This is a genomic window from Spirosoma utsteinense (assembly GCF_014282275.1).
GTDB classification, from domain to species: domain Bacteria; phylum Bacteroidota; class Bacteroidia; order Cytophagales; family Spirosomataceae; genus Spirosoma; species Spirosoma utsteinense.
Genome location: NZ_VFIA01000004.1, coordinates 204,175 through 227,038 on the forward strand (window position 1 = coordinate 204,175; position 22,864 = coordinate 227,038).

Sequence of the window (22,864 nt, forward strand, 5' to 3'; positions counted from 1 at the left end):
TGTATCAAGATGTGTATCAAACAAAAAAGCACTTACAGTTTTGACGCTGTAAGTGCTTGACTATTAGTGTGGGAGTTGAGGGGTTCGAACCCCCGACCCTCTGCTTGTAAGGCAGATGCTCTGAACCAGCTGAGCTAAACTCCCTTTGTTTTCCCGTCTGTCTTTCGTCGTTTGGGAGTGCAAATATAGCAGGATGCTGGCCTTTGATGCAACAGTTGGTTGAAAAAAAATGTAAAAAATTGGTGTGGATAGAAAGGTGAATGGCTAAGCTATTGACCGTCAGGGCTGTTTTAATAAGGTTTCGATCGATAACACAGCGCCGTTGCGGATGACCTGCTCTACGTTCAGGGCATCTTTTATGTTGGTGAGCGGATCGCCGTTCACGATGACAAGGTCGGCCAGCTTGCCTGGCTCTATGGAGCCCAGGTCTTTGCTGGCACCCACCGTCTCTGCGGCCCAGAGCGTAGCCGACCGCAAGGCTTCATACGGGCTCAGGCCGGCATCGACGAACGTTTGCAGCTCGGTATGTAAACTCAGGCCGTAGGGTACAAACGGGCTGTCGGTGCCGGTCGTGACGTGCGCACCGGCAGCTATCAACGCTTTCACGCTTTTTTGCAGGTTGCTGTAATTGGCGAGGTAACCGGGGCTGATTTTGGTCATCTGCGCTGCGCCCGCCTGTAAGGCATTGCTGTAGTCTTCCGAGTAAAAGGCTTTGTACTGTCGGTTCTCGTAGAACGCCGGGTCTTTACTGGCGGCTACAAAGAAGCCGCCCTGCAACGAGGCTGTCGGGGTAATATTCATGCCCGATTTAGCCAGTAGCTGGATCACATCCTGGTAGCTTCGGTTCATGGCCGTAATCTTGGGCGAGTACCCCCGTCGGCTCGTACCGCCGATGTGCTCAACGGCATCGACGTCGTAGCGCATGGCCGGGAAAATTTCGTGCGACGAGACCGGGATGCCGTGGGCGTGGGCAAAGGTGGTAATGCGCTGCTGCATGGCGTCAGGCATGCGAACGTATGTTTTGATCAGGTCATAACCCAGCTGAACGGCGCGGTTCAGTTCGCGGTCGAGCTGCTCGTCGGAGTTGATACTGGTGGCAGCTCCGTAATAAATGCGGGTGCCATCGGTAAGGCCACCTGTGAAAAACTGCCGGGGGCCGGGCCGGACACCACTGGCCCACGACTCTTTGCGTTCGAGCGCATCATATGGATCGGCACCGGGCTCCCGCACGGAGGTGATGCCGTAGGAAAGCCATAACCGCCCTATTTTTTCGCCCACCATCGAGTGCTGATGGGTGTGCATCTCGAACAGACCCGGCATGACCGTCTTTGTCGATGCGTCGATCAGGGTTCCCGTCCGTCCGGCGCGGTGTGGTTCAATGGCTTTGATTCGATTGTTATCCACAAGGATATCCACATTTTGCCTGTATGTGCCCGATTTGCCATCGAACAGCCGTCCGGCGTGGATAACCAGTGATTGGTTGGGCTGGCTGATCTGCCAGTTCAGCGTCATCGGAATCGTTTCGGTCTGTTTGTCCGACACGGTTACCTGCTTTAGCAGATTGGTCGCCAGGAACAGCAGACTTTTCGAGTCGCCCGTCCAGGTGGGGGCTTCGGCCTGTTCGGTAGTCAACTGAACCGGCGTACCGGTGGGCGTGCCGTCGGACGATACCGTTGTGATCCAGAGCTGTCCGTCGAGGATGTAGGCCATCCTGCTGCCATCGGGCGACCAGACCGGGCCGTTTTTACTGCGCGTGCCGAGACTATGGGCCGGAGCGGGCGATACATACCGATCGTTTTTTCCATCGAGCGAAATCAGCAGCACTTCGCTGACGCCCTCCCGGTAGCGCGACGAGTAGGGGTGAAGCGCCGACACGGCAATGGTTCGCCCGTCGGCCGACCAGCTGGCCTGACTCGGCACGAACAGGGACTCATGTACTTTAGTCGTTTTAGGCGCAGTTGCGTCGGCGGTATAAGTCACGTCGGCGGTGTAGAGCGTACTGCGACCCCAGGCATTGCGTGGGTCGCCCTGATAAAAGGCGACTTTGCTGCCATCGGGCGACCAGGTTGGAAAGTTAAGGTCTTCGGCCATGTCGGCCAGCACTTTTTCCTGCCCCGTTTTCAGGTCACGAATCCAGACGTCCATATTTCCGTTTCGATCGGACACGTAAGCCAGTTTAGTCCCATCGGGTGACCAGGTCGGTTCAACATCCATTGCCGGGCCATTGGTAAGCGCTTTTGGGATCTTGTTGCCTTTGGTCAGCAGCCAGATATCGCCCAGGGCGGCAAAGGCAATCTGTTTGCCATCAGGCGATATGACGGGGCCTTTGATGCCCAGCACCGCCTGTGGTTTGGTGCTGTTGAAATCGTAGGTTTTGCGTTTGTAGGTCGTGCGGGGTAAGGCGATCACGGCCTGGAACGGAATCGTCTGTGCTGATCTGCTACCGATCTTACGGCGTTTCAAGAGGCCGTCGGCGGTGTACAGATACTCATCGGACGAAAGCCAGCTGGCCCGAAAGGGAAAGACATCTTCAGCTGCTTCGGTCAGCCAGGCTGTCTTGCTGTCTGTCAGGGCCGCCGTTTCGAGCCCGCTCTGTGCTTTGGTGAGCGCATTGTAGACCAGGTGTGACCCATCGGGTTGCCAGGCAGGACCCGCTAGTTTTGCTTTACTGGCGGAGATTAGTTTTTCGGCACTTCCGGGCGTAATTACGTACAGACCCGGAGCGTCGGTCCGGTCGGATACAAACGCAATTTCTCTACCGTTGGGCGAGAACGACGGGTTGAAATCATTGCCGCTGTCGGTCGTTAGCTGGGTCAGTTTACCATCGGCTACGGTCAGTTGCCAGATGTCGTAGTTACCGCCCCGGTCCGAAGCGAACACAATGCGTTTGCTATCGGGCGACCAGTGTGGTTCGCGGTCATCGTAAATGCCGGTGGTCAGCTGGCGCGGTTTCCCGCCCGTTTTGGAAACCGTCCAGAGGTGATACCGCCCGTCCCAGAAGGCATGGAACGCAATCTGGCTACCGTCGGGCGACCAGCTTGGCTGGCGGCAGTCGCCCAGTGCATCGGTAATGGGTTTGGCCAGGCCACCGGTAGCGGGAACGAGCCAGATGGTACCCTGGAGATCCATCGCGATCTGCTTTTTGTCGGGCGAGAGATCGGCCGCCATGTTGGTTCCTTCGGTCACGGTAACGCGGAGGGAATCGGCGTTGCCGGCCCGGCTTAGCTGGGGTTGCATTACCTGCAACAGCCCAATGAGCCAGTAAGCAATCGTGGCAGAAGGTAGCGTTATGTTTTTCATAGTTGTACGTGCTGACAGTACATAGATCAGGATTAGATAGCCGGGCCGGGACCAGATAGGGTAGTGTTCGTAATAGACAGACAATTATGGGGAGATGTGGTTATCTATAAAAATTTTATACTGACTATTTATGTATAATTAGAATATTATTTGCTTTGAATAATTTTTTATGGAATTAATTATAGGTTTTTCAATGGAAAGCTTTGTCTGAAAAAACGTAACTTATGTGTCTACTGATCAGCAAATTAAATATAGTAAAGTACAAAAAGAGGGGAGGGCAACACGTGTTGCCCTCCCCTCTTTTTGTATAATGGATCTGCTTACTCGAAGTTCAGGTACAGGGTAACCGTATGCGATGTTAGTCGGTTGATACCAATACCGGCTGCGTTGGAGGTGGGGCGGTAGAGGTTGGTCAGGCCATGCGAGAATCGTATCTCGGGAGCGAACTTGAAGTACTCGAAAAACTGCTCGAAGCCAACTCCATACTCAACGGAGAAGTCCATAGTGCCGGTACTCAACCCACTGGCAGCCGTGTTTTCTTTCCGGCGCACGTTCGTTTCCACGCTGAACGCCCCGCCAGCCAGCAGGTACATGCGGGAGTTATTGCGTCGTTCCGATTTGTATTTCAACAACAGGGGCAGGTCGACCCAGGTCGATTCGCGGATTTCTGTTTTTGAGGTACCGCCCGGGTAATCGTACTTGACTTCCCGGCTGAAAAGCGACACAGCCGGGGTAAGGCGCAGGTCGAAGCGATCGTTCAGGAACGCATTCACCACAAAGCCCACCCGAAAACTGCCTTTGTTGGGCGAGTAGATGCGGTAGGCCGAGTCGGAGTTGACAAAAGCCGGGCTGTAGCCAACACTGAACCGTGTGATCGGGGCAGCAAAGAAAAAACCGTAGTGAATCGGTTTGTCGTCGTATCGTTCCAGGTGCTTTACCACGTATTTATAGTTGCTCTGGGCAACAGACTGACCGTGGATCAGCAGAACGAAAAAAGCAGCAACTAGCGCTTTTGTCCAATGTAAATCGACGCGACGCCGAAGGTGAGCGGTATCCATTTGGTGTTGGTGAATCCGGCTGCTTCATAAATACGCAGGAAGTCGGGACCGTCGGGAAACGCCTGCACCGACTCGGGCAGGTAGGTGTAAGCCGATGCGTCTTTGCTTACCATGCGCCCGATGAGCGGCAGGATAGTCCGGGAGTAAAAACCGTATAGCTGTTTGAACGGAAACTGGCGCGGGTTCGAGAACTCCAGCACGACGCACGTACCACCGGGGCGCGTAACGCGGTGCATGTCGGTAAGGCCTTTCAGCAGGTTCTCGAAGTTGCGCACACCAAATGCAACGATGACAGCATCGAAATCATTGTCCGGCAGGGGTAAACCTTCTGAATCACCGGACCGCATTTCAATGACCTGATCGACGCCACGCTTCTTCATCTTGTCGCGTCCTACCGATAACATGCCTTCCGAAATGTCCATGCCGACAATCTTTTCAGGCTTCAGGACCAGCGCTTCGAGGGCGAAATCGCCGGTACCGGTGGCAATGTCGAGAATGCGTTTGGGGGGCTTGCTGGCGGTCCGGCGCAGTTCCCGAATAGCCCGTTTACGCCATAAAATGTCGATACCACCACTCAACACGTGATTGAGCAGGTCGTATTTGGGCGAAATGCTGTCGAACATTTCGGCAACCTGCTCGCGCTTGGACGTGTCTTTATCTTTGTAAGGAACGACGGACATTAGGGTGAAGAGCAAAAGTGTGAATGAGTAAAAGAGTGAATGCTGACAAGCCGCAGCCCGTTTTGCTTTTTTTACCCTTTACCTTCTTTTGCTCTTTGAGAAACCGGGTGTTTGTTCGGAAAGTTTCGCGTAGTTCCCGGCCTAAGCTGCGGAACGGTTGTGATTAGCCGCATCATTGTGTAGATTTCACCATACAACCAACTTCCTGATCGATGATTAATCCATTACTTCCTTTTCTTCTGTTGGCCCTGTCTTCACCTGCTGACGATCCCATCACCAAAAAAGCGCATAAACTCCACCAGCGAATTCTGACCCTCGACACCCACGCCGATGCGCCGATTATGATGCAGAAACCCGGTTTTGACGTTGGTGTTGCGCACGACACCAAACGCGACGGGTCGCAGATCGATTTTCCCCGTATGAAAGCGGGTGGTATGGACGCCATGTTTTTTGCGGTCTACACCTCGCAGGGGCCACGCACCGATTCGGGTCATGCCGAGGCTAAACGAAACGCCCTCAACCAGTTCGATCTGGTTCACAAAGCGCTTAAAAAATACCCGGATATGGCCGAGTTGGCGCTAACGCCCGAGGATGCCTACCGAATCCAGAAAGCCGGGAAGCGGGCTGTCTTTATCGGGATGGAGAATGGGTATCCGGTCGGGAAAGACCTGTCGATGCTAAAAACCTACTATGACCTGGGTTGCCGCTACATTACGCTGACCCACTTTGCCAATAACCTCATCGGCGATTCGTCTACCGACCCCGATGGTCCTATTTACGGCGGCCTGAGTGAGTTTGGAAAGAAGGTAGTCCCGGAAATGAACCGGCTCGGTATCCTGATCGACGTGTCGCACGTGGCCGACAGCACGTTCTACGATGCGCTGGCTTTGTCGAAAGCGCCCGTTATCGCGTCGCACTCCAACGCCCGCGCGTTATGCGATTTCCCCCGGAACATGACCGATGATATGATTCGGGCAATTGCCAAAAAAGGGGGCGTTGTGCAGGTGAACTTCGTGAGCGATTACCTTAAAAAGCCATCGCCTGCTTTTCAAATCGCCAAGACCAAGTACCGGATGGCCCGCGTGGGTCAGGTGATGACGCCCGAACTACAGGCTAAACTACAGGCTGAGGGCGACTCGCTGACTAAGGTATTTTCATCGGAACGGGCCAGCCTGGCCGACATTGCCAATCACATCGACCATATCGTTAAAATTGCCGGGATCGATCATGTTGGCATCGGTTCTGATTTTGACGGGGGCGGGGGTGTCAACGGACTCGAAGATGTGAGCCAGATCGAAAACCTGACGGCCGAACTGCTGCGACGGAACTACTCCGAAAAAGACATTGCCAAGATATGGGGCGGTAACCTGCTCCGGGTACTGGGCCAGGCCAAGGTGCAGTAGGGTTAACAGAAAAGGCGGGTTTTGATTTTCTTTGTCAGCCTATGAAAGAGATATTTTCCTCATCGAAGAAGCAGAAGAAGGTGGCTATATGGCGTCTGCCATTGGTCACGTGAATTTGGAATTAAACTGCCTTCGTTCTGGCCCGTTAGGGCCTTCACAGCGTAGTGTTGGTAGGACAATTTGATTTCAGCATTATCCATGTGCCGTCAGGTACATACCGGTTGTGTACCTGACGGCACTCGTTTCCTACAGATGGCCCCATTTTTCTACCGACGCTACGCTGTGAAGGCCCTACGGGCCAAATCTGAACCCGGACTCACGTTAAGATACTGTCGGATGTAGCGGCCCCTTTTGGTTTGACACGCAATGAGGTTGTTGAAAAACTATTTCAGTAACAGAAAAGGCGAATGCCATTACTCCAAGTAATGGCATTCGCCTTTTCTGTTAACCCTCGATCCAGACCGTTTTCACGTTCACGAATTCTTTCATACCAATTTCCGATAACTCCCGGCCGAAGCCGGAGTTTTTGATACCGCCAAACGGTACCCGCGCATCGGAACGCATCAACCCGTTCACAAACACCGACCCCGCCTGTATCTGTCGTGCCAGCCGGTCGGCCCTGTCCAGATCCTTGGTCCATAAAGCCGACCCAAGGCCAAAGTCCGATTGGTTGGCCAGCCGGATGGCGTCGGCTGCGTCCTTTGCTTCGATCAGGGCGGCTATTGGGCCGAACGTCTCCTCATCGAAAGCCGCCATGCCCGGCTTCACCCGGTCGAGCAGCATCGGTTGTACGTTACAGCCGTTACGCAGCACAGGCCCCGTTAGCGATTTCGCACCGTTCGCTACCGATTCGTCAAACTGACGTTCGATGGCGTCGGCGAGGTCGGGACGGGCCATAGGGCCCATCGTTGTGGTATCATCCATTGGGTCGCCCTGGTTTATCTGTCGGATATGATGCAGGACCAGTTCGGTAAACTGCTTTTTGACCGACTTCTCCACAATGAACCGCTTGGCCGCAATGCAGCTTTGTCCGGCATTCTGCATCCGGGATTTCACGGCCGTTTCAGCCGCACGTTCCAGATCGGCGTCGGCCAGAACGATCAGCGCATCCGAGCCACCCAGCTCCAGCACCGATTTCTTGATGGCCCGCCCGGCAATGCCCGCTACCGACGATCCCGCCCGCCCGCTGCCCGTGAGCGTAACGGCCCGCACCCGTTTGTCGTCCAGGATACGCTCGACCGGCGCTACATCGATAAGTAATGACTGGAAGACCCCGCCAGGCAGGCCGCATTGCCGGAAAACATCTTCGATGGCCACCGCACAGCCGAATACGTTGGGGGCGTGTTTGAGCAGGCCAACGTTACCCGCCAGCAGCCCCGGAATGGCAAACCGGAACACCTGCCAGAATGGAAAATTCCAGGGCATGATCGCCAGCACCGGCCCCAGGGGCTGATGGGTGACAAAAGCGCGGTTATGTTGATCGATATCGATCGATTGATCGGCCAGGAACATGTCGGCATGGTCGGCGTAGTAGGTACAGCTTGTGGCACATTTCTCTACTTCGGCCGCGCCTTCTTTGCGGGTCTTGCCCATCTCCGCCGTGATCAGATCACCGAGCGATCCCTTGTGATCGGAGAGGTATTGGCCAACGCGACGCAGGTAGCCAACCCGTTCTGCCAATGATAGTGCAGACCAGTCGGTAAAGGCCCGGTCTGCCTGTTTCAGTTTACGCTCCAGGGCTGCGGCACTGTCGGCGCGGTAGGATTTCAGCCTTTGCTGGCTGTAGGGGTTAATGGACTGGAAGGTCATGTTACACTGGGTGACGGTTTCGGCGGGCAAGCCCGGTAATCATCCAATGGCTAAACAACGGCGCGCGCTTTTAGTGAGCCGACACGTAAAAAAAGTCACTGCCGGGTATCAGGGCTGAGTGGTCTTGTTGTCCAGTTCTTCTTTTTCCAGGGCGTCGGCCAGTATACGGAGCGAATCCAGCGTTTCTTCAAACCGTTTTTCACCAATAATGTCGGCCAATTTGACATGGGCTTCATTCATACATTCACTAACGGCATAGAGTAATTGAAAGCCGCGCTCGTTCATAAAGATTCGGTTCGAGCGGGAGTCGGTTTCGCTTTTCTCGGTATGTATGTACCCTTCCGATTCGAGCAAACTGACCGTTTTGCTCATCATCTGCTTGGTAACGCAGGCCCTTTTCGCCAGCTCGTTATTCGTTATGCCTTTCTCTTCGATATTGGCCAGAAACGCCAGGTAGCTGGTTTTGAAATCGGTAAATCCCATCTGGTGCAGACGAGGCTCCATGAAGTTATCCATGTAGCGTTTTAGCCGCCAGACCAACCGGCCAATAGACCGTCCCCGCAGTTCCCGTAACTGGTCGAAATCAACGATTTTTTTGTCTGTTTCCATGGCTATTCCGCAAAGTAAACCAGTCGGTATTAATTCACGATTAATTAACATGACAAATATAGTCAACTGACTTGACTTTATAGTCAACTTGGTTTACTTTTGTTGTCCCAATACACAAAAGCTGTCGCTGATTATCAACCGATCGGGCTGCCTGTGAGCGAGGGAAGGCAGTTTCAGTTGAATACCAGATCTGCACAAAACATTTAGTCAACCAACTCCTATTATGGCAACGGATACGTATACTCCGACCGAAGAAAAAAGTGCATTAAAGACATACTTGCCCCGTATCATCATTGCGCTTGTCGTATTGGTCGGTGGCTATTTCGCCTTTCAGGCATACCAGCACAGCCAGCACTACGAATCGACCGACAATGCCCAGATCGAGGGCAATTCTGCGCCCGTACTGGCCCGCGTAGCTGGTTACGTGCAGGCTGTTAACGTCGATGATTACGCAACGGTTAAACGCGGTCAGCCACTGGTTACCATCGACCCGCAGGAGTACGATGTAGCCCTGGCGCAGGTCGAGGCCGACTACCAGCAGTCGGTAGCTGATCTGGCCACAGCCCAGGCCGATCTGGCCACAGCCCAGGCTACGGCGCGCAACGTGATACAGAATGCCCGTGTCGCTCAGTCGACGGCGCAGGTGCAGGCCTCCCGTCGTGACAAAGCCCGCCAGGACCTGCAGCGCGACCAGAACCTGTACAAGGAGCAGTCGCTGACGCGTAAGCAGCTCGAAGACACGCAGAATAACGTGGAGGTGCAGGGGCGTCAGTATGAAGCCAATGTCGAACAGATTACGCTGGCCAAAACGTCGCAGGGTGTGGCGCAGGCTGGTATTGCCAGAGCACAGGCCAATATCCAGAAGATTCGGGCCGTGCTGAACGTGAAGCAGGCAGCTATCGACAATGCCAAACTGCGGCAGGGCTACGCCCGGCTTACGGCTCCGATTGCGGGTAAAATCGGTCGGAAGAACGTCGTCGTCGGGCAGTATGTGCAGCCGGGTCAGAACCTGTTCACGATCGTGGCCGACTCTACCTTCTGGGTTGTAGCGAACTTCAAGGAAACGCAGCTGGAAAAAATGAAGCTTGGGCAGGAAGTTGCGGTTAAACTCGATGCTTACCCTGATCTTGCCATAAAAGGCCGCATTGCCTCACTGTCGGAGGCTACAGGTGCCCGCTTCGCGCTGCTGCCGCCAGATAATTCATCGGGTAACTTCGTGAAGGTAACGCAACGGGTGCCGGTGAAAATCGAGATCATCAACCCGCAGAACTATAAAAATCAGCTTCGGGCCGGATTAAGCGTAGAGGCTGAAGTGCGGGTAACCGACTAACCATGAATCAACCAACGGGTTTTCGCCGGTGGATTGTGGTGATCACGGCCATCTCGGCGGCCATCATCGAACTGATCGATATCTCGATCGTGAACGTAGGCCTGACCGATATTGCCGGTAACCTTGGCGTCACCATCGAAGACGTATCATGGGTGGTAACGGCTTATGCCGTTGCCAACGTGATCGTTATTCCGATGACGAGTTTTTTACAGGGCTATTTTGGCCGGAAAAACTACTACATCGCATCCATCATTCTGTTTACCGTTGCGTCGTACGGTTGTGGTCTGGCCGACAATCTGTGGATGCTGGTTGCCTTCCGGTTCCTGCAGGGCATTGGCGGGGGCGCTCTGCTATCGACTTCGCAGGGGCTTATGTACGACGCCTTTCCACCGTCGCAGCGGGCTGTTGCGTCGGCCCTGTTCGGGATGGGTATCGTGCTGGGTCCTACGCTCGGCCCTACACTGGGTGGCTACATCATCGACAATTACCACTGGAGCTGGATGTTTTACATCAACGTGCCAATTGGTATTCTGGCGGTTTTCCTGAGTCTGGCGTTCATCGACAAAAAAGAAGAAGAACTCAATATCAATCGAAGTGCGATCAAAGTCGATACGTTCGGTATTCTGTTGCTGGCAGTGGGTATTGGCTGTCTGCAATATGTGCTGGAGCGGGGCGAGGCCGACGACTGGTTCGACAGTTCGCTCATTCGCTGGCTAACGATCGCTACAGTCATATCCCTGCCCTTGTTTGTGTGGTGGGAACTACGGGGTACCCGGTCGCCGGTCGTGGATCTGCGAACGCTCAAGAACCGCAATCTGGTGGTCGGTTCCCTGCTGATTGTGGTAGTTGGGTACGGACTGTTCACCTCGGTACTGCTCTACCCGCTATTCGCGCAGCGGATCGTAGGCATGACGGCCACCCAGACGGGGAAGCTGCTGATGCCGGGTGGACTGATTACATTGCCGATGTTTGCCATTACCGGGCGGCTACTGGCCAAAGGGGTCTCACCAAGGCTCATCGTCATCTTCGGCTACATCGCCTTCGCCACGTTCTGCTTTACGATGTCGACCTATAACGCCGATGCTTCGTCGGGCGACTTTATTTATGCGCTCATTATCCGGGGAATTGGGCTGGCGCTGGTTAACGTACCGCTCATCAACCAGTCGGTATCCACGCTCGAACCGCGTCAACTGCCTACCGGCATTGCTATTGTCAACATGATGCGGCAACTGGGGGGCGCGTTTGGCGTTGCCATCACCAACACCTATGTCACCCAGCGGACCGCGCTGCACCGAACCGAACTCGTCTCGAACTTACAGCCCGAGAATCCGGCACTGACCGAGCGGCTTACGGCCCTTACGCAGGGGTTGATTGCCAGAGGCATCAATTCGCTCGATGCGGTGCAGGGAGCTTACAAGAACCTCGATCTGATTGTTACGCGGCAGGCACTGATGGTTTCCTACCTGGACACGTTCCGGCTGGCGGGCCTGTTCTTCGTTGTTTCTTTTCCGCTGCTGTTTCTGCTAAAAAACAAAAAAATGGACGCGGCAACGGCCAAAGCGGTTGCTGATGCCGCTCACTAACCGGCTGATCGGGAGTAGCACCCGGTCTGCATAACTATCTGACGGGTCAGGCGGGAGCCGGGCCCAGACAACATGATGAAACTTTCGCATTCATACTACCTGGCCTTACTCCTGACGGGTTTGACGGTGCAGGCACAAACACAAACGCAGCCAACCCAAACGCCCGATGGACTACGGTCGCTGGTGCAACAGGCTGCGGCTTATTACCCGGTTCTCAAACAGCAGCAGGAACAGATACGGGCGGGTGAACTGCGGGTCGACATTGCACATACGGCGATGCGTCCCACGGTAAATCTGAACGGCAGTTACACGTACATCACCCCTGTTCCCCAGTTTGCGCTATCGCTCAACGGGGAGGATGTCGTTGCCAAACTGGCCCCGAATAACAGCCTTAATGGTAATGTCTCAGTTGGACAAACGATTTATGACTTCGGGCGCACCGAGGCTGCCGTTCGGCAGGCGGCCGACAATGTACAGGTGCTGCGCCGTAGTCTGGAGATAAGCCAGCAGAATCTGGCATATCAGGTAGCGACAGTCTACTACGGCATTGGGTTTCTGCAACGTGGTCTGTCGGTTCAGGACTCGGTTATCAAGACGGCCAGCGCCAACGTACGGCTGCTGACGACACGGCTACAGAATGGCGATGCCCTCGAATACGATGTGCTGACACAGGCGGTTCGGGTTAAAACAGCGCAGAATCGACGGATAGAAATCCAGAATCAGCTGGAGCGGCAGCTGGCCACGCTGACATTCCTGACGGGGAATCCCAGTCCGGATATCAGCCAGGCTGTAGATCAGTTCAGCCAGCGCGCAACGGGTAACGCGGTGACGCAGCCATATAACCTCGACGGTGATCTGGCACCGGTTCTGGCGGGCAACAAAGAGGTGCAGCTGGCTCAGGACCGGGTCCGGGCGGCCGAAACGGATATTCTGGTGAATGACAAGGCGGGCAGACCCAACATTGGCTTTAGCGGGAATGCCGGTTATAAGAATGGCTATCCGCTCAATGTCGACCAGTTGCGGGCCAACATGGCGGCTGGAGTTGGTATTGTCGTGCCGCTTTATGCAGGCAAACGTTACCAGTTGCAGAACCAGGTTGCGCAGATGAACCTGAACGCCAGCCGGTATGCCGTTGAAACGGCCAACGCGCAGCTTCGGCAGAGTATCGCCCAGCTAAACGCCGATATCCGCAGCAACCAGACACGCCTGACCAATCTGGAAACACAGGTGTTGCAAGCCCGTAAAGCGCTCCAGATCGCTAACGCCCGGCTCCGTAACGGCGTCATCACCAACGTGGAACTGCAAAGTGCCGAAACAGGCGTTGAAGAAGCCGAACTCGGACGACTGAACTTCCAGTACCAGCTGTTGCTTAATCAATTGGAGTTAAAGCGGTTACAGGGCGAAGGCCTGTAGAGACGCAACCCTTCGCGTCTCGGATGCGTCAGCAATTTGTCTTCTTGATGAAAATTTGCTGACGCATCCGAGACGCAAGGGGTTGCGTCTCTACAGATAGACGCGAAGGGTTGTGTTTTTATAGCCCTTCCATCGCTACCAGGGCGTTGCCGCGTAGTACGGGGACAACGTCGTACAGGTCGTGCTGAAGACAGTAGGTAATGTCTTTCTGAATGCCCAGCCGCTGGAGCCGTTTGATGTGGGATGAGTTCGAGAGGTAGCCTGCCAGGTTGTCTTTGCCCTGTTCGTATAGCCGCCATGCCATAATAGCGCTGTCTTCGGCCATAGCATAGCTATCTTTCAGGCGGTCGACCAGCGCCCCGGCAAACAGAGTGTCTTCCAGGTTGACACGGCCTTTCCAGCCTGCACACAAGACCATGACGTCGTACCGCTCGGTTTTGAGGTAACGCACAATGGCTTCCAGATTCAGGAATGACCCGACCAGCACTTTTACCGCCGAACGCGATTTTGTAATAGCCAGTGTACCGTTGGTAGTTGTCATCGCTACGTTGGCATCCCGGATTTGTTCATCCATATACGTGAACGGCGAGTTGTCCAGCTCGAATCCGTCGACCCGGCGGGCATTGCGTTCAGCTGCGGCCAGATAACCACGCTCCTGCCACATCTGACACTCATCGATGGTAGCAACCGGGATAATGGTTTTAACCCCGTAGGCAAAGGCTGTAACCATACAGGAGGTTGCCCGGAATACGTCGGCAACGACTACAATGGTATTCTCTACAGCGTGTAGATGCAATAAATCAGGGGTAAGACAAACGTCGATTTGTTTCATAGAAAGTGATGTAAGTCATAGTAGTCGTAAGTCGTAGTAGTCGTAAGTACTTGGAACAGGGGGGGGCGTCAGCCCCTTACGACTACTACGACTTACGACTACTACGACTACTTATTGACAAATGGTAATTTAACGACCTGGGCTTTGAGGAGTTTGTCACGAACCTTCACGAACAGGTCGGTGCCGGGCTTGCTGAAGGCGGTAGGTACATACCCCATACCGATGCCCTTGCTGAGCGTGGGCGACTGAGTGCCCGACGTGACCTCTCCCAGTTTCTGGCCGTCGGCATCGGTTAGTTCGTAATGGCCGCGCGGGATACCCCGGTCGATCATCTCGAAAGCAATGAGTTTGCGCGCGAGTCCCTGCTCTTTTTGCTGTTTGAGTATGTCGGCGTCGATGAAGTCGTGGGTGAACTTGGTAACCCAGCCCAGACCCGCTTCCAGGGGTGATGTCTCGTCGGTGATGTCGTTGCCGTAGAGGTTATAGCCCATTTCGAGCCGGAGCGTGTCGCGCGCGCCGAGGCCGATGGGTTTGATGCCGTAGGGGGCTCCGGCTTCCATGATCGCGTTCCAGACACCTTCGGCCTGGTGGTTCGATACATAGATCTCGAATCCGCCCGCGCCCGTATAGCCCGTTGCCGATACGATTACGTTGGCATAGCCGGCGAAATCGGTTTTCTCGAAGGTGTAGTAACCCATCGAGTCGAGCTTGGCGGGGGTAAGCGATTCAAGTGCTTTAGCCGCCAGTGGACCCTGCACGGCAAACAGGCACATATCGTCGGAGATGTTGACCAGCGTCAGGTTGGCATCGGCATCGACGTGCTGGTTGATCCAGTTCCAGTCTTTCTCGATATTCGACGCGTTGACGACGAGCATGTATTCGAGCGGGCTGATGCGGTACACGAGCAGGTCGTCGACAATGCCGCCCCGCCCATTGGGCAGGTAGCTATATTGTACCTTACCATCGAAGAGGGTACTGGCGTCGTTGGCCGACACGCGCTGGATCAGGGCCAGGGCGTCTTCCCCTTTGAGGATAAACTCGCCCATGTGCGATACGTCGAAAACGCCAACGCTGTTGCGGACGGTGTTATGCTCATCGAGATCGGATGAATAACGAACGGGCATTTCGAAGCCCGCAAATGGCACGATCTTCGCGCCCAGTTGTTGATGAATAAGATGGAGAGGGACTTGCTTTAGCGACATCTGCGCGGGGGTTATCCGGCAAATTTACGAACGTACCACAGACTTCAGTCTGTTTTAACCGGAACGCGGGCAAAAACAGTCTTCACATTATAGCAGGCGCTGGCTCAAACCGAAGCTTCTGCGGCTACTGGAGCGTAAAATTGATCGGCAGATTGTACTTTACCCGTACGTTCTGGCCGCGCTGGTTACCCGGTTTCCACCGGCCGTTCATGGCTTTCACTACGCGCAGGGCTTCCTGGTCGAGTTCAGGGTGTACGCCACTCTGCACTTCGTAGTCACACAGGCTGCCATCGGTGCAGACGACGAAACTAATGTAGACCTTGCCCTGGGCGTTGGCTCGTTGGGCGTTGGGTGGATATTGAAGGTTCTGGGCGAGAAAGTTGCCGAGCCCCTGCATACCGCCTTTGAATTCAGGTTGCTGTTGATGAACGGCGTATCGTACTGTATCGCTTCCCGCGGTTAAGGCTTTTCCGCCCTGGCAAATGCCCTTGTCGTATCGTTCTTCGTAGTGATAAGACCCGTCGGCATAGCGGCCCGTCCAGATGCCCTGTTTCATGCCGGCCTTGAGCAGGCCCTGCTCAATAAGCCGGGTCTGTCTGCTGGAATCGCTGCGTGACATGACTGGCTGTATATCAATCACGGTGCCGTTTCCTTCACTGACCAGCTGACGTCCCGTGCTATCCCAGAAAGCAGCGATCTGGTCGGGTTGGGTAATTGTCATCGTCTTCGGTTTGGGAACGGTCCAAACCTGTTTGATCTGTCCGTTCGGGTGCCACGAACGCAGCGTGTTTTCCTGATCACCATAGTCCGTTCGCTGCGCTACCACCCCATTGGCGTGGTAGGTTAGTTCATAGTTGGTCTGTTTGTCATTTTCGTAGAAAACCCGGCGAACGGCTTTGCCATCCTGGTCGATATCGGTTACCCAGCCCTGCCACTGCTTAGTGGTCTGCTGAATCCCCTGCCTGAAAACCGGTTTACCCCAGGGACTGCGCTCCTCAATTTTCTGACGGACGAACGGCAATCGGTACGATTCTTTCCACTCCTGCCGCTTCCGCTGGAATACAACGATGTCGCCGTTGGGCAAACCATTTGTGTCGAGGGGGGTAACCTGCCTGAACTCCGCCCGGGCGCTGCTATCGGGCAGCAGGTTCTGTTTCGTATCGTAATAGGTGATTCGGGTTCCATTCGCGAAGGCATACGGAGCACTGGCTTTGAAAGTGACCGGCATGGTAACCGTCTGGCGAACAGCTTTACCCCCTTTATACGCTGGTTGCCAGGCGTTGAAGAGGCTAAAAACGCGCAGAGCCTCGCGGTCGCAGTCGGGCCGGAACGACTGCATGAGTTTTACGTCGGATACCCGTCCATCGATTTCAACAATGGCACCAAGGATAACGCGCCCACTCAGCCCGCTGGCTTCGACGACGACCGGTTTGCGGAGGTTGTTTTGCAGGAAGGCGTTGAAGAAGGGAATACCACCGCGCGGTTGAGCCGCACTGTCGGTTTCAAAATTCTTGTAAACAGGCTCCTGGGCAAACGCACTGGTGGAGATTATGAGGGCGCAAAAAAGGAAAAGGTTTTTCATGAATGGGTGTTGATGGATGAAGGCTAAAGTAAAAAAGAAACTATTTACGCTCAAAGAGATACTGTCTGTTCTTTATCAAATTTGTGTCGATAAACGTAACTTCTATAACTAATCGTTATCGATTGGTATGGTACCTGGCACATGACAACCACTACCAGGGGCTACGCCCACTGGCAGGGTGTGTGCCTAACCCTGCCAGTGGGCGTAGCCCCTGGTAGTGGTTGTCATTCGAGTAGTGGACACATGACAGGTAATCTGATCGGCTCAGGGCCTGGTATCAGGTGCATGGGTAAATCAGGAATTGGGTATCCTTATAGTAAAAGCTGTTTGCAATGTATCAAGCACTTATCATTTATCTACGTATGAAACGTTCCGTTTTCATCCAAACCAAGGTCCGCTGGGCGTTATTCGTCGTAGCGGCTGGTGCAGGTCTGGCCCTAACCGTTAAAGAGCCCATTGGTGTGGGTGCTAAAGTGCCGAAAGGAGCCGAAGTCCTCTTCGATGGGTCACGTAAGATGCTCGATGAAAAATGGATTTACTGGGAAGGGCCCAGGCTGGCCGCAACCATGCCCATCAAATGGCAGGTCGAGAAAGATCCGGCCGGTAGCGGCACGGTCATGAACACCAATGATCCGGCTGCGGCCGGTGGCAAGTACGGAGCGGCCGACATTGTTACAAAAGAAGCATTTCGCGATTTCCGGCTGCACGTCGAATTTTTCGTCAGCAAGCCCGGCGGCAACAGTGGCGTATACCTGCAAAACCGCTACGAGGTGCAGATCGTCGACGGCGACACTACCTCGCACGGGATGGGTGCCATCATCAACGAATCTAAATCACCTTATAAGTACTATACCGGTCCCGGCAAGTGGAACGCCTACGATATTCAGTTCCGGGCGGCCCGGTTCCAGAACGGCAAACGGACCGAACCCGCCATGGCGACCATCTACCTCAACGGGACGAAGGTACATACCAACCAGTCCATCAGTCAGGTATGGGGCGGTCCTAACTCGGGTATCGATGGGGGAAATGACGGCGGCAAAGGCGTTACCGATACGCCGGGTGGTATCAAACTACAGGCCGAAGGGCACGATGTGCTGTATCGCAATATCTGGATTCGTAAAATTGACCTGAAACAGGCTGATACGGATTTTTAGGTTTGCCGGTATGAAATAACCCACAGATGAATCTGATACCCGCGGATGAATCTGATAACCCACAGATGAATCTGATAACCCACAGATGAATCTGTGGGCTAGGGGGCGACAATACCGAAAAATGGTTTTATTTGTAGTGTCACACCAATTCCTGTGACACTACAACGCAATACCCTACATCTATGAAAAACAATGAACAGGGCCCTGGTGAAAACACAGGCGGCAAGTCGCGTGGCGAGGCCACCCGGCGGTCGTTCCTGAAGACCCTTGGCGTAGCGGCTGCTACCGTACCCTCCGCGCTCGTCGAAACCAAGGCTGCGGGCGTGGCGGCTCCCCAGTACCTGAATCTGGTGAAAAGCCATGCCAGTACGTCGGCGAATGGTAAAGTACGGCTGGCGCTCATCGGTACGGGCGGCATGGGAATTGGCGACACGCAAACGGCGGTGATGGTCGATGGCGTCGAAATGGTGGCGGCCTGCGATTTGTATGACGGCCGGTTACGCCGGGCCAAGGAGTTGTGGGGCGATGGGCTGACGGTAACCAAAGATTACCGTGAACTGCTGGAACGCAAGGACATCGACGTCGTCATTAACGCCACTACCGACCACTGGCACGAGAAAATCTCGTCCGACGCCATGCGAAAAGGCAAGCACGTCTACTGCGAGAAGCCGATGGTGCAGAAAGTAGAGGATGGCCACACCCTCATCAAGGTCGCTGCCGAAACGGGCAAGGTCTTTCAGGTGGGTAGTCAGTTTGCATCTTCTATCATCATTGCCAAGGCAAAAGAGCTGTTGAAAGCCGGCGACATTGGGGAACTCGTCTTTGCCGAAGCGCAGTACGATCGCCACAGCGCCATGGGTGCCTGGCAGTACTCGATTCCGCCCGATGCCTCGCCCCAAACCGTCGACTGGGATACCTACCTGGGTAGTGCGCCCAAGCGTCCCTGGGACCCCCTCCGCTTCTTCCGGTGGCGCAACTACCAGGACTATGGAACGGGCATTGCCGGTGACCTGTATGTCCACCTGCTCACGAGTCTCCACACGATTACCGGCTCCAAAGGACCGAACAAAGTGTATTCGAGCGGAGGAACGCGCTACTGGAAAGATGGTCGCGACGTGCCCGATATCCAATTGAGCATTTACGATTATCCGAAAACGGCAGAGCACCCCGAATTTAACCTGACCACCCGGTCCAACTTCGTCGATGGCGGGGGTGGAGCTTACCTGGTGCGGCTGGTCGGTACGGAAGGTGACCTGTCCATCGGCTGGGATAGCCTGACCGTTCGGAAGAACAAGTTTCCGAAAGCACCGGGGATGTCGGTCGATAATTTCCCGAAAGACCAGAAAGATCTGTTCGTTGCGCAGTACAATAAAATGTACCCGGCTACCTCGGAGATGGAAGGGCCGAAGGAGTTCAAGTACACGGTGCCCAAGGATTACAAAGGCGACCGGTATGAACACTTCGTCAACTTCTTCAACTCGGTGCGCGACAACAAACCCAACATCGAAGATGCCACGTTCGGTCTGCGCGCCTGCGGTCCTACCCAGTGCGGTAATATGAGTCTGGCCCAGAAGAAAGTGATGAGTTGGGACCCCATCAAGATGAAGATCGGGAGCGCGACCTAGTCCGGATGACGCCGGAAACAAAACGGGTTCGACCAACGTATTTGCTGAATACGTTAGTCGAACCCGTTTCTTCGACCAACCGATTAAACGTTTGCCAGTCAAATGCATCCAATGGGTGTACGTCTCAATAACAAGGCGATGAAAACGATAACAAAACTTCAGATATTGGTGGCTGGCCTGGTACTTGGCCTGACTGGTGCATGTACGACTACGGCGCAGGTCGGGTATAATCAGCCGGGATACAACCAGCCCGATTATAACCAGCAGCCCGGTTATAATCAATATGACCAGCAATACGGCAGTCAGGGACAGAACCAGGACTTCTATAATGAGCTGGGACCTCACGGCCAGTGGGTGCAGACGCCCGAATACGGCACGGTCTGGGTTCCAAACGTAGAGCCCGGCTTTCAGCCTTACGCGACCAATGGACATTGGGTCGTTACGGAGTATGGTAACACCTGGGTTTCTGACTATTCCTGGGGCTGGGCACCGTTCCACTACGGCCGCTGGTTTCAGGACCGCTATCAGCGCTGGGCCTGGGTGCCGGGCAACGACTGGGGCCCTGCCTGGGTGTCGTGGCGGTCGGGTGGCGGCTATTACGGCTGGGCACCACTGGGACCTGGTATCAACATCAATGTGAACGCTAACATCCCGTCCAACTACTGGGTGTTCGTCCCGCAGATTTACATTACCAGCCCGCGTCTGTTCAGCTATTATGTGCCCCGGCCACGCGTAGTGAACATCTACCAGAGCACAACGATCATCAATAACGTATATCAGGTCAACAACCGGTCCTATGCTTATGGACCGCGTCGGGAAGAGATCGAACGGGTAACCCGCCGGAGCGTGCCGGTCTACCGAATCGAAAATTCGGGTCGGCCCGGCCGGACGGTGGTTCAGAACAACTCGGTTGGTATCTACCGCCCCGAAATGAACCGGGGCAGCCGGGGAAACGGTGGCGAAACGCGTACCGATCAACCACGGGATTACTCCCGCCGGGACTATGCCCCGAACGCAGGAAATCCTGCCGGTACCTCACGGCCTAATCCGGTGCAGACCAACGACAATCCGCGGTATCAACCCCGTGAACAGGCATCGCCGGTGAATCCGCGCTCAGGGCAGAGTCGTTACCAGAACGAGCAGCGCGTTCAGCCGCAGGTTCAGCAGAACCAGCCTGTTCCGCAACAAAACCAGCCAACGCAGCCGTCTACGTATCCGCAATCCCGTCGTCAGGAATCATTTCCGCAACCACAACGGGAAGCAAACACCCGCCAGGAGTCATTCCCGCAACGCCAAAACAGTCAGCCCGCCGACATTCGTCAGCCCCAGCTGCAACGGCAGAACCGGATTGAGCAGCGTGTTCAGCCACAGCCGCAGCCGCAGGGACGCAGCCAGGCACCGGAACAGGCGCCAACTCCTCCGGGCGCAACGCCCGAACGGCGGGGCGGTTCGCGCGGTCCTCGCTAAAACAATAGACTTTCTACGCTTGGAACAGGCCCGCCATCTGCAAAATGAGATGGCGGGCCTGCTCTTGCCGGGTGGGCCGAAACTTTCATTAAGAGACGATTAGAATAATGGAATAAACAGTATAACGCATTCGGCATACCCTTTAAAAGCCGGACTCTAACTCTTTCCCAGCGTGATAAATCTCAATCGTCGTCACTTTCTTAAGCAACTGGGCTTCGGTGCCGTTGGCCTTACGGTAGCTACTTCAGGCTGGGCGGCCCCGGCCTGGGATTCGCCTGCCCGAACTTTTCAGCTACCGCGCAGCCTGCCCGAAGTGCAGGGCGTGGCATCAGGCGGGTTGCTGAATTTCGTCAATGCCGTCGAGAAGTCAGCCCTCAATCTGCATAGTATGATGGTTGTGCGGCATGGACAGGTCGTTGCCGAAGGATGGTGGGCACCCTATAAACCCCAGCTTAAGCACACCCTGTATTCACTCAGTAAAAGTTTTACGTCGACAGCGGTAGGAATGGCCGTTGCCGAGGGAAAACTTACGGTCGAGGATAAGGTAATTTCCTTCTTCAAAGCTGATCTGCCCGCCACCATCAGCGACAACCTGGCGGCCATGCGGGTGAAAGATCTGCTGACCATGACCACCGGCCATGATAAAGAGCCCACGCCCAACATGCGGGTCGACGGGAATAAAAACTGGATCAAGGTATTTCTGGCGCATCCTGTCGACCATAAACCGGGTACCCATTTTGTGTACAACAGTGGCGCTACCTACATGCTCTCGGCCATTGTTCAGAAACTCACCGGCCAGCCGGTACTGACTTACCTCAAACCACGCCTGTTCGATCCGCTGGGTATCGAAGGAGCCGATTGGGAAACAGATCCGAATGGGATCGACACGGGCGGCTGGGGCCTGCGGGTACGGACGGAAGACATCGCCAAATTCGGACAGCTGTACGTGCAGAAAGGCATGTGGAACGGTAAACGGCTCCTCCCCGAAGCCTGGATCGCCGATGCTACGAGTAAGCAGGTCCAGTCGGCGGGGGGAAAGCGGAAAGCTGAAGAGAACGACTGGCTGCAAGGGTACGGCTATCAGTTCTGGCGCTGCCGACACGATGCCTACCGGGGCGACGGAGCCCTGGGCCAGTACTGCATCGTGCTCCCGAAGGAAGACGCTGTGATTGCCATTACCTCCGAAACATCGGATATGCAGGCGATCCTCGACGAGGTCTGGACCAACATTCTGCCTGCGCTTCAGGGAGCCGGGTCATCGACCGACAAAACGGCGTCAACCGCTCTGAATCAAAAATTAAAAGGACTGGCACTGGCTCCGCCTATGATGGCGTCGACTTCGCCCGTGTCGTCAAAGATAAGCGGCCATACCTACGGGCTGGCTACCAATTCGATGAAGGCAAAAGCCGTCTCGCTGACATTTGGCAAAGATGGCTGCATCTTCAAACTGCAGGATGAGCAGGGGGCGCATCAGGTAACGTGTGGTATAAACCGCTGGGTCGAAAGCGAGACGACCTTCTCGACTATACCATTGAAACTGGTAGCGACGCCCGTCCCCGGCGAAACCAAAACGCGCGTTGCCGGGAGCGGCACGTGGCAGGACGCCAACACGTTCGTGATGACGCTACGCTTCATTGAAACCGCTCATACCGACACCGTCTCACTAACCTTCGGCGACGACAGCGTCACCGTCGACTTTGCCAGCAGCCTGTCCAAAATCAATAAAACCAAAGACCCGCGTCCGGAACTACAGGGTAAACTACAGGCTGGTGGGGTTGGTATGAAAGGGTAAGGTTTGTTACACAAAGCATAAACCA

16 protein-coding genes and 1 tRNA gene are annotated in these 22,864 nt (G+C 54.9%); 8 read left to right on the forward strand and 9 right to left on the reverse strand.

Annotated elements, in window-relative coordinates:
• Positions 1-69: 69 nt before the first annotated feature.
• The 4 genes from FH603_RS04595 to ubiE all read right to left on the reverse strand — a co-directional run bounded on the left by FH603_RS04595 (position 70) and on the right by ubiE (position 5,038).
• A tRNA-Val gene (locus FH603_RS04595) sits at positions 70-144 on the reverse strand.
• 135 nt (positions 145-279) lie between these two features.
• Positions 280-3,300, reverse strand: coding sequence for a DPP IV N-terminal domain-containing protein (locus FH603_RS04600; protein WP_235985541.1), 3,021 nt, complete (start codon positions 3,298-3,300; stop codon positions 280-282).
• 320 nt (positions 3,301-3,620) lie between these two features.
• Positions 3,621-4,358 carry a type IX secretion/gliding motility protein PorT/SprT gene (porT, locus tag FH603_RS04605; RefSeq protein ID WP_186736276.1) on the reverse strand — a complete coding sequence of 246 codons (738 nt, stop codon included), beginning with the start codon at positions 4,356-4,358 and terminating at the stop codon, positions 3,621-3,623.
• A complete protein-coding gene (gene ubiE, locus FH603_RS04610; RefSeq protein WP_186736277.1) occupies positions 4,304-5,038 on the reverse strand; it encodes a bifunctional demethylmenaquinone methyltransferase/2-methoxy-6-polyprenyl-1,4-benzoquinol methylase UbiE in 735 nt (244 codons plus the stop codon). Before ubiE ends, porT begins: the two co-directional genes overlap by 55 nt.
• A 212-nt stretch (positions 5,039-5,250) precedes the next feature.
• Between ubiE and FH603_RS04615 the strand changes: the two genes are divergently transcribed.
• On the forward strand, positions 5,251-6,441 hold the full coding sequence (locus FH603_RS04615; protein ID WP_186736278.1) for a dipeptidase: 1,191 nt from the start codon (positions 5,251-5,253) through the stop codon (positions 6,439-6,441).
• A 444-nt stretch (positions 6,442-6,885) separates the two neighbouring features.
• On the opposite strand, the gene FH603_RS04620 is transcribed toward FH603_RS04615, so the two are convergent.
• Positions 6,886-8,250 (reverse strand): NAD-dependent succinate-semialdehyde dehydrogenase, encoded by a 1,365-nt coding sequence (locus FH603_RS04620; RefSeq protein ID WP_186736279.1) that lies wholly within the window; start codon positions 8,248-8,250, stop codon positions 6,886-6,888.
• A gap of 108 nt (positions 8,251-8,358) precedes the next feature.
• A complete protein-coding gene (locus tag FH603_RS04625) occupies positions 8,359-8,859 on the reverse strand; it encodes a MarR family winged helix-turn-helix transcriptional regulator (RefSeq protein WP_186736280.1) in 501 nt (166 codons plus the stop codon).
• Positions 8,860-9,082: 223 nt separating this feature from the next.
• Between FH603_RS04625 and FH603_RS04630 the strand changes: the two genes are divergently transcribed.
• From FH603_RS04630 to FH603_RS04640, 3 genes are all read left to right on the forward strand, one after another.
• Positions 9,083-10,189 (forward strand): HlyD family secretion protein, encoded by a 1,107-nt coding sequence (locus FH603_RS04630; protein WP_186736281.1) that lies wholly within the window; start codon positions 9,083-9,085, stop codon positions 10,187-10,189.
• A 2-nt stretch (positions 10,190-10,191) separates the two neighbouring features.
• On the forward strand, positions 10,192-11,772 hold the full coding sequence (locus FH603_RS04635) for a DHA2 family efflux MFS transporter permease subunit (protein ID WP_186736282.1): 1,581 nt from the start codon (positions 10,192-10,194) through the stop codon (positions 11,770-11,772).
• Positions 11,773-11,844: 72 nt separating this feature from the next.
• On the forward strand, positions 11,845-13,185 hold the full coding sequence (locus tag FH603_RS04640) for a TolC family protein (RefSeq protein ID WP_317171311.1): 1,341 nt from the start codon (positions 11,845-11,847) through the stop codon (positions 13,183-13,185).
• A gap of 118 nt (positions 13,186-13,303) precedes the next feature.
• On the opposite strand, the gene FH603_RS04645 is transcribed toward FH603_RS04640, so the two are convergent.
• From FH603_RS04645 to FH603_RS04655, 3 genes are all read right to left on the reverse strand, one after another.
• On the reverse strand, positions 13,304-14,017 hold the full coding sequence (locus FH603_RS04645; RefSeq protein WP_186736283.1) for a 2-phosphosulfolactate phosphatase: 714 nt from the start codon (positions 14,015-14,017) through the stop codon (positions 13,304-13,306).
• A gap of 107 nt (positions 14,018-14,124) precedes the next feature.
• Positions 14,125-15,219 (reverse strand): glycine cleavage system aminomethyltransferase GcvT, encoded by a 1,095-nt coding sequence (gene gcvT / locus FH603_RS04650; RefSeq protein ID WP_186736284.1) that lies wholly within the window; start codon positions 15,217-15,219, stop codon positions 14,125-14,127.
• 124 nt (positions 15,220-15,343) lie between these two features.
• Complete coding sequence (locus tag FH603_RS04655) at positions 15,344-16,801, reverse strand: energy transducer TonB (RefSeq protein WP_186736285.1); 1,458 nt, start codon at positions 16,799-16,801, stop codon at positions 15,344-15,346.
• 362 nt (positions 16,802-17,163) lie between these two features.
• On the opposite strand from FH603_RS04655, the gene FH603_RS04660 reads away from it, so the two are divergent.
• The 4 genes from FH603_RS04660 (at position 17,164) to FH603_RS04675 (ending at position 22,839) form a co-directional block, all read left to right on the forward strand.
• Positions 17,164-17,955, forward strand: coding sequence for a 3-keto-disaccharide hydrolase (locus tag FH603_RS04660; RefSeq protein WP_186736286.1), 792 nt, complete (start codon positions 17,164-17,166; stop codon positions 17,953-17,955).
• Positions 17,956-18,137: 182 nt separating this feature from the next.
• Positions 18,138-19,580 carry a Gfo/Idh/MocA family protein gene (locus tag FH603_RS04665; RefSeq protein WP_186736287.1) on the forward strand — a complete coding sequence of 481 codons (1,443 nt, stop codon included), beginning with the start codon at positions 18,138-18,140 and terminating at the stop codon, positions 19,578-19,580.
• Positions 19,581-19,718: 138 nt separating this feature from the next.
• Positions 19,719-21,047 (forward strand): DUF6600 domain-containing protein, encoded by a 1,329-nt coding sequence (locus tag FH603_RS04670; protein ID WP_186736288.1) that lies wholly within the window; start codon positions 19,719-19,721, stop codon positions 21,045-21,047.
• A gap of 172 nt (positions 21,048-21,219) precedes the next feature.
• Entirely contained in the window at positions 21,220-22,839 is a 1,620-nt protein-coding gene (locus FH603_RS04675; RefSeq protein WP_394366407.1) for a serine hydrolase domain-containing protein, read from the forward strand.
• Positions 22,840-22,864: the final 25 nt, after the last annotated feature.

Excerpts from the sequence above, each read along its gene's own strand:
- FH603_RS04600 (WP_235985541.1), bottom strand. The coding sequence starts at position 3,300 with ATGAAAAACATAACGCTACCTTCTGCCACGATTGCTTACTGGCTCATT.
- porT (WP_186736276.1), bottom strand. The coding sequence starts at position 4,358 with ATGGATACCGCTCACCTTCGGCGTCGCGTCGATTTACATTGGACAAAA.
- ubiE (WP_186736277.1), bottom strand. The coding sequence starts at position 5,038 with ATGTCCGTCGTTCCTTACAAAGATAAAGACACGTCCAAGCGCGAGCAG.
- FH603_RS04615 (WP_186736278.1), top strand. The coding sequence starts at position 5,251 with ATGATTAATCCATTACTTCCTTTTCTTCTGTTGGCCCTGTCTTCACCT.
- FH603_RS04620 (WP_186736279.1), bottom strand. The coding sequence starts at position 8,250 with ATGACCTTCCAGTCCATTAACCCCTACAGCCAGCAAAGGCTGAAATCC.
- FH603_RS04625 (WP_186736280.1), bottom strand. The coding sequence starts at position 8,859 with ATGGAAACAGACAAAAAAATCGTTGATTTCGACCAGTTACGGGAACTG.
- FH603_RS04630 (WP_186736281.1), top strand. The coding sequence starts at position 9,083 with ATGGCAACGGATACGTATACTCCGACCGAAGAAAAAAGTGCATTAAAG.
- FH603_RS04635 (WP_186736282.1), top strand. The coding sequence starts at position 10,192 with ATGAATCAACCAACGGGTTTTCGCCGGTGGATTGTGGTGATCACGGCC.
- FH603_RS04640 (WP_317171311.1), top strand. The coding sequence starts at position 11,845 with ATGATGAAACTTTCGCATTCATACTACCTGGCCTTACTCCTGACGGGT.
- FH603_RS04645 (WP_186736283.1), bottom strand. The coding sequence starts at position 14,017 with ATGAAACAAATCGACGTTTGTCTTACCCCTGATTTATTGCATCTACAC.
- gcvT (WP_186736284.1), bottom strand. The coding sequence starts at position 15,219 with ATGTCGCTAAAGCAAGTCCCTCTCCATCTTATTCATCAACAACTGGGC.
- FH603_RS04655 (WP_186736285.1), bottom strand. The coding sequence starts at position 16,801 with ATGAAAAACCTTTTCCTTTTTTGCGCCCTCATAATCTCCACCAGTGCG.
- FH603_RS04660 (WP_186736286.1), top strand. The coding sequence starts at position 17,164 with ATGAAACGTTCCGTTTTCATCCAAACCAAGGTCCGCTGGGCGTTATTC.
- FH603_RS04665 (WP_186736287.1), top strand. The coding sequence starts at position 18,138 with ATGAAAAACAATGAACAGGGCCCTGGTGAAAACACAGGCGGCAAGTCG.
- FH603_RS04670 (WP_186736288.1), top strand. The coding sequence starts at position 19,719 with ATGAAAACGATAACAAAACTTCAGATATTGGTGGCTGGCCTGGTACTT.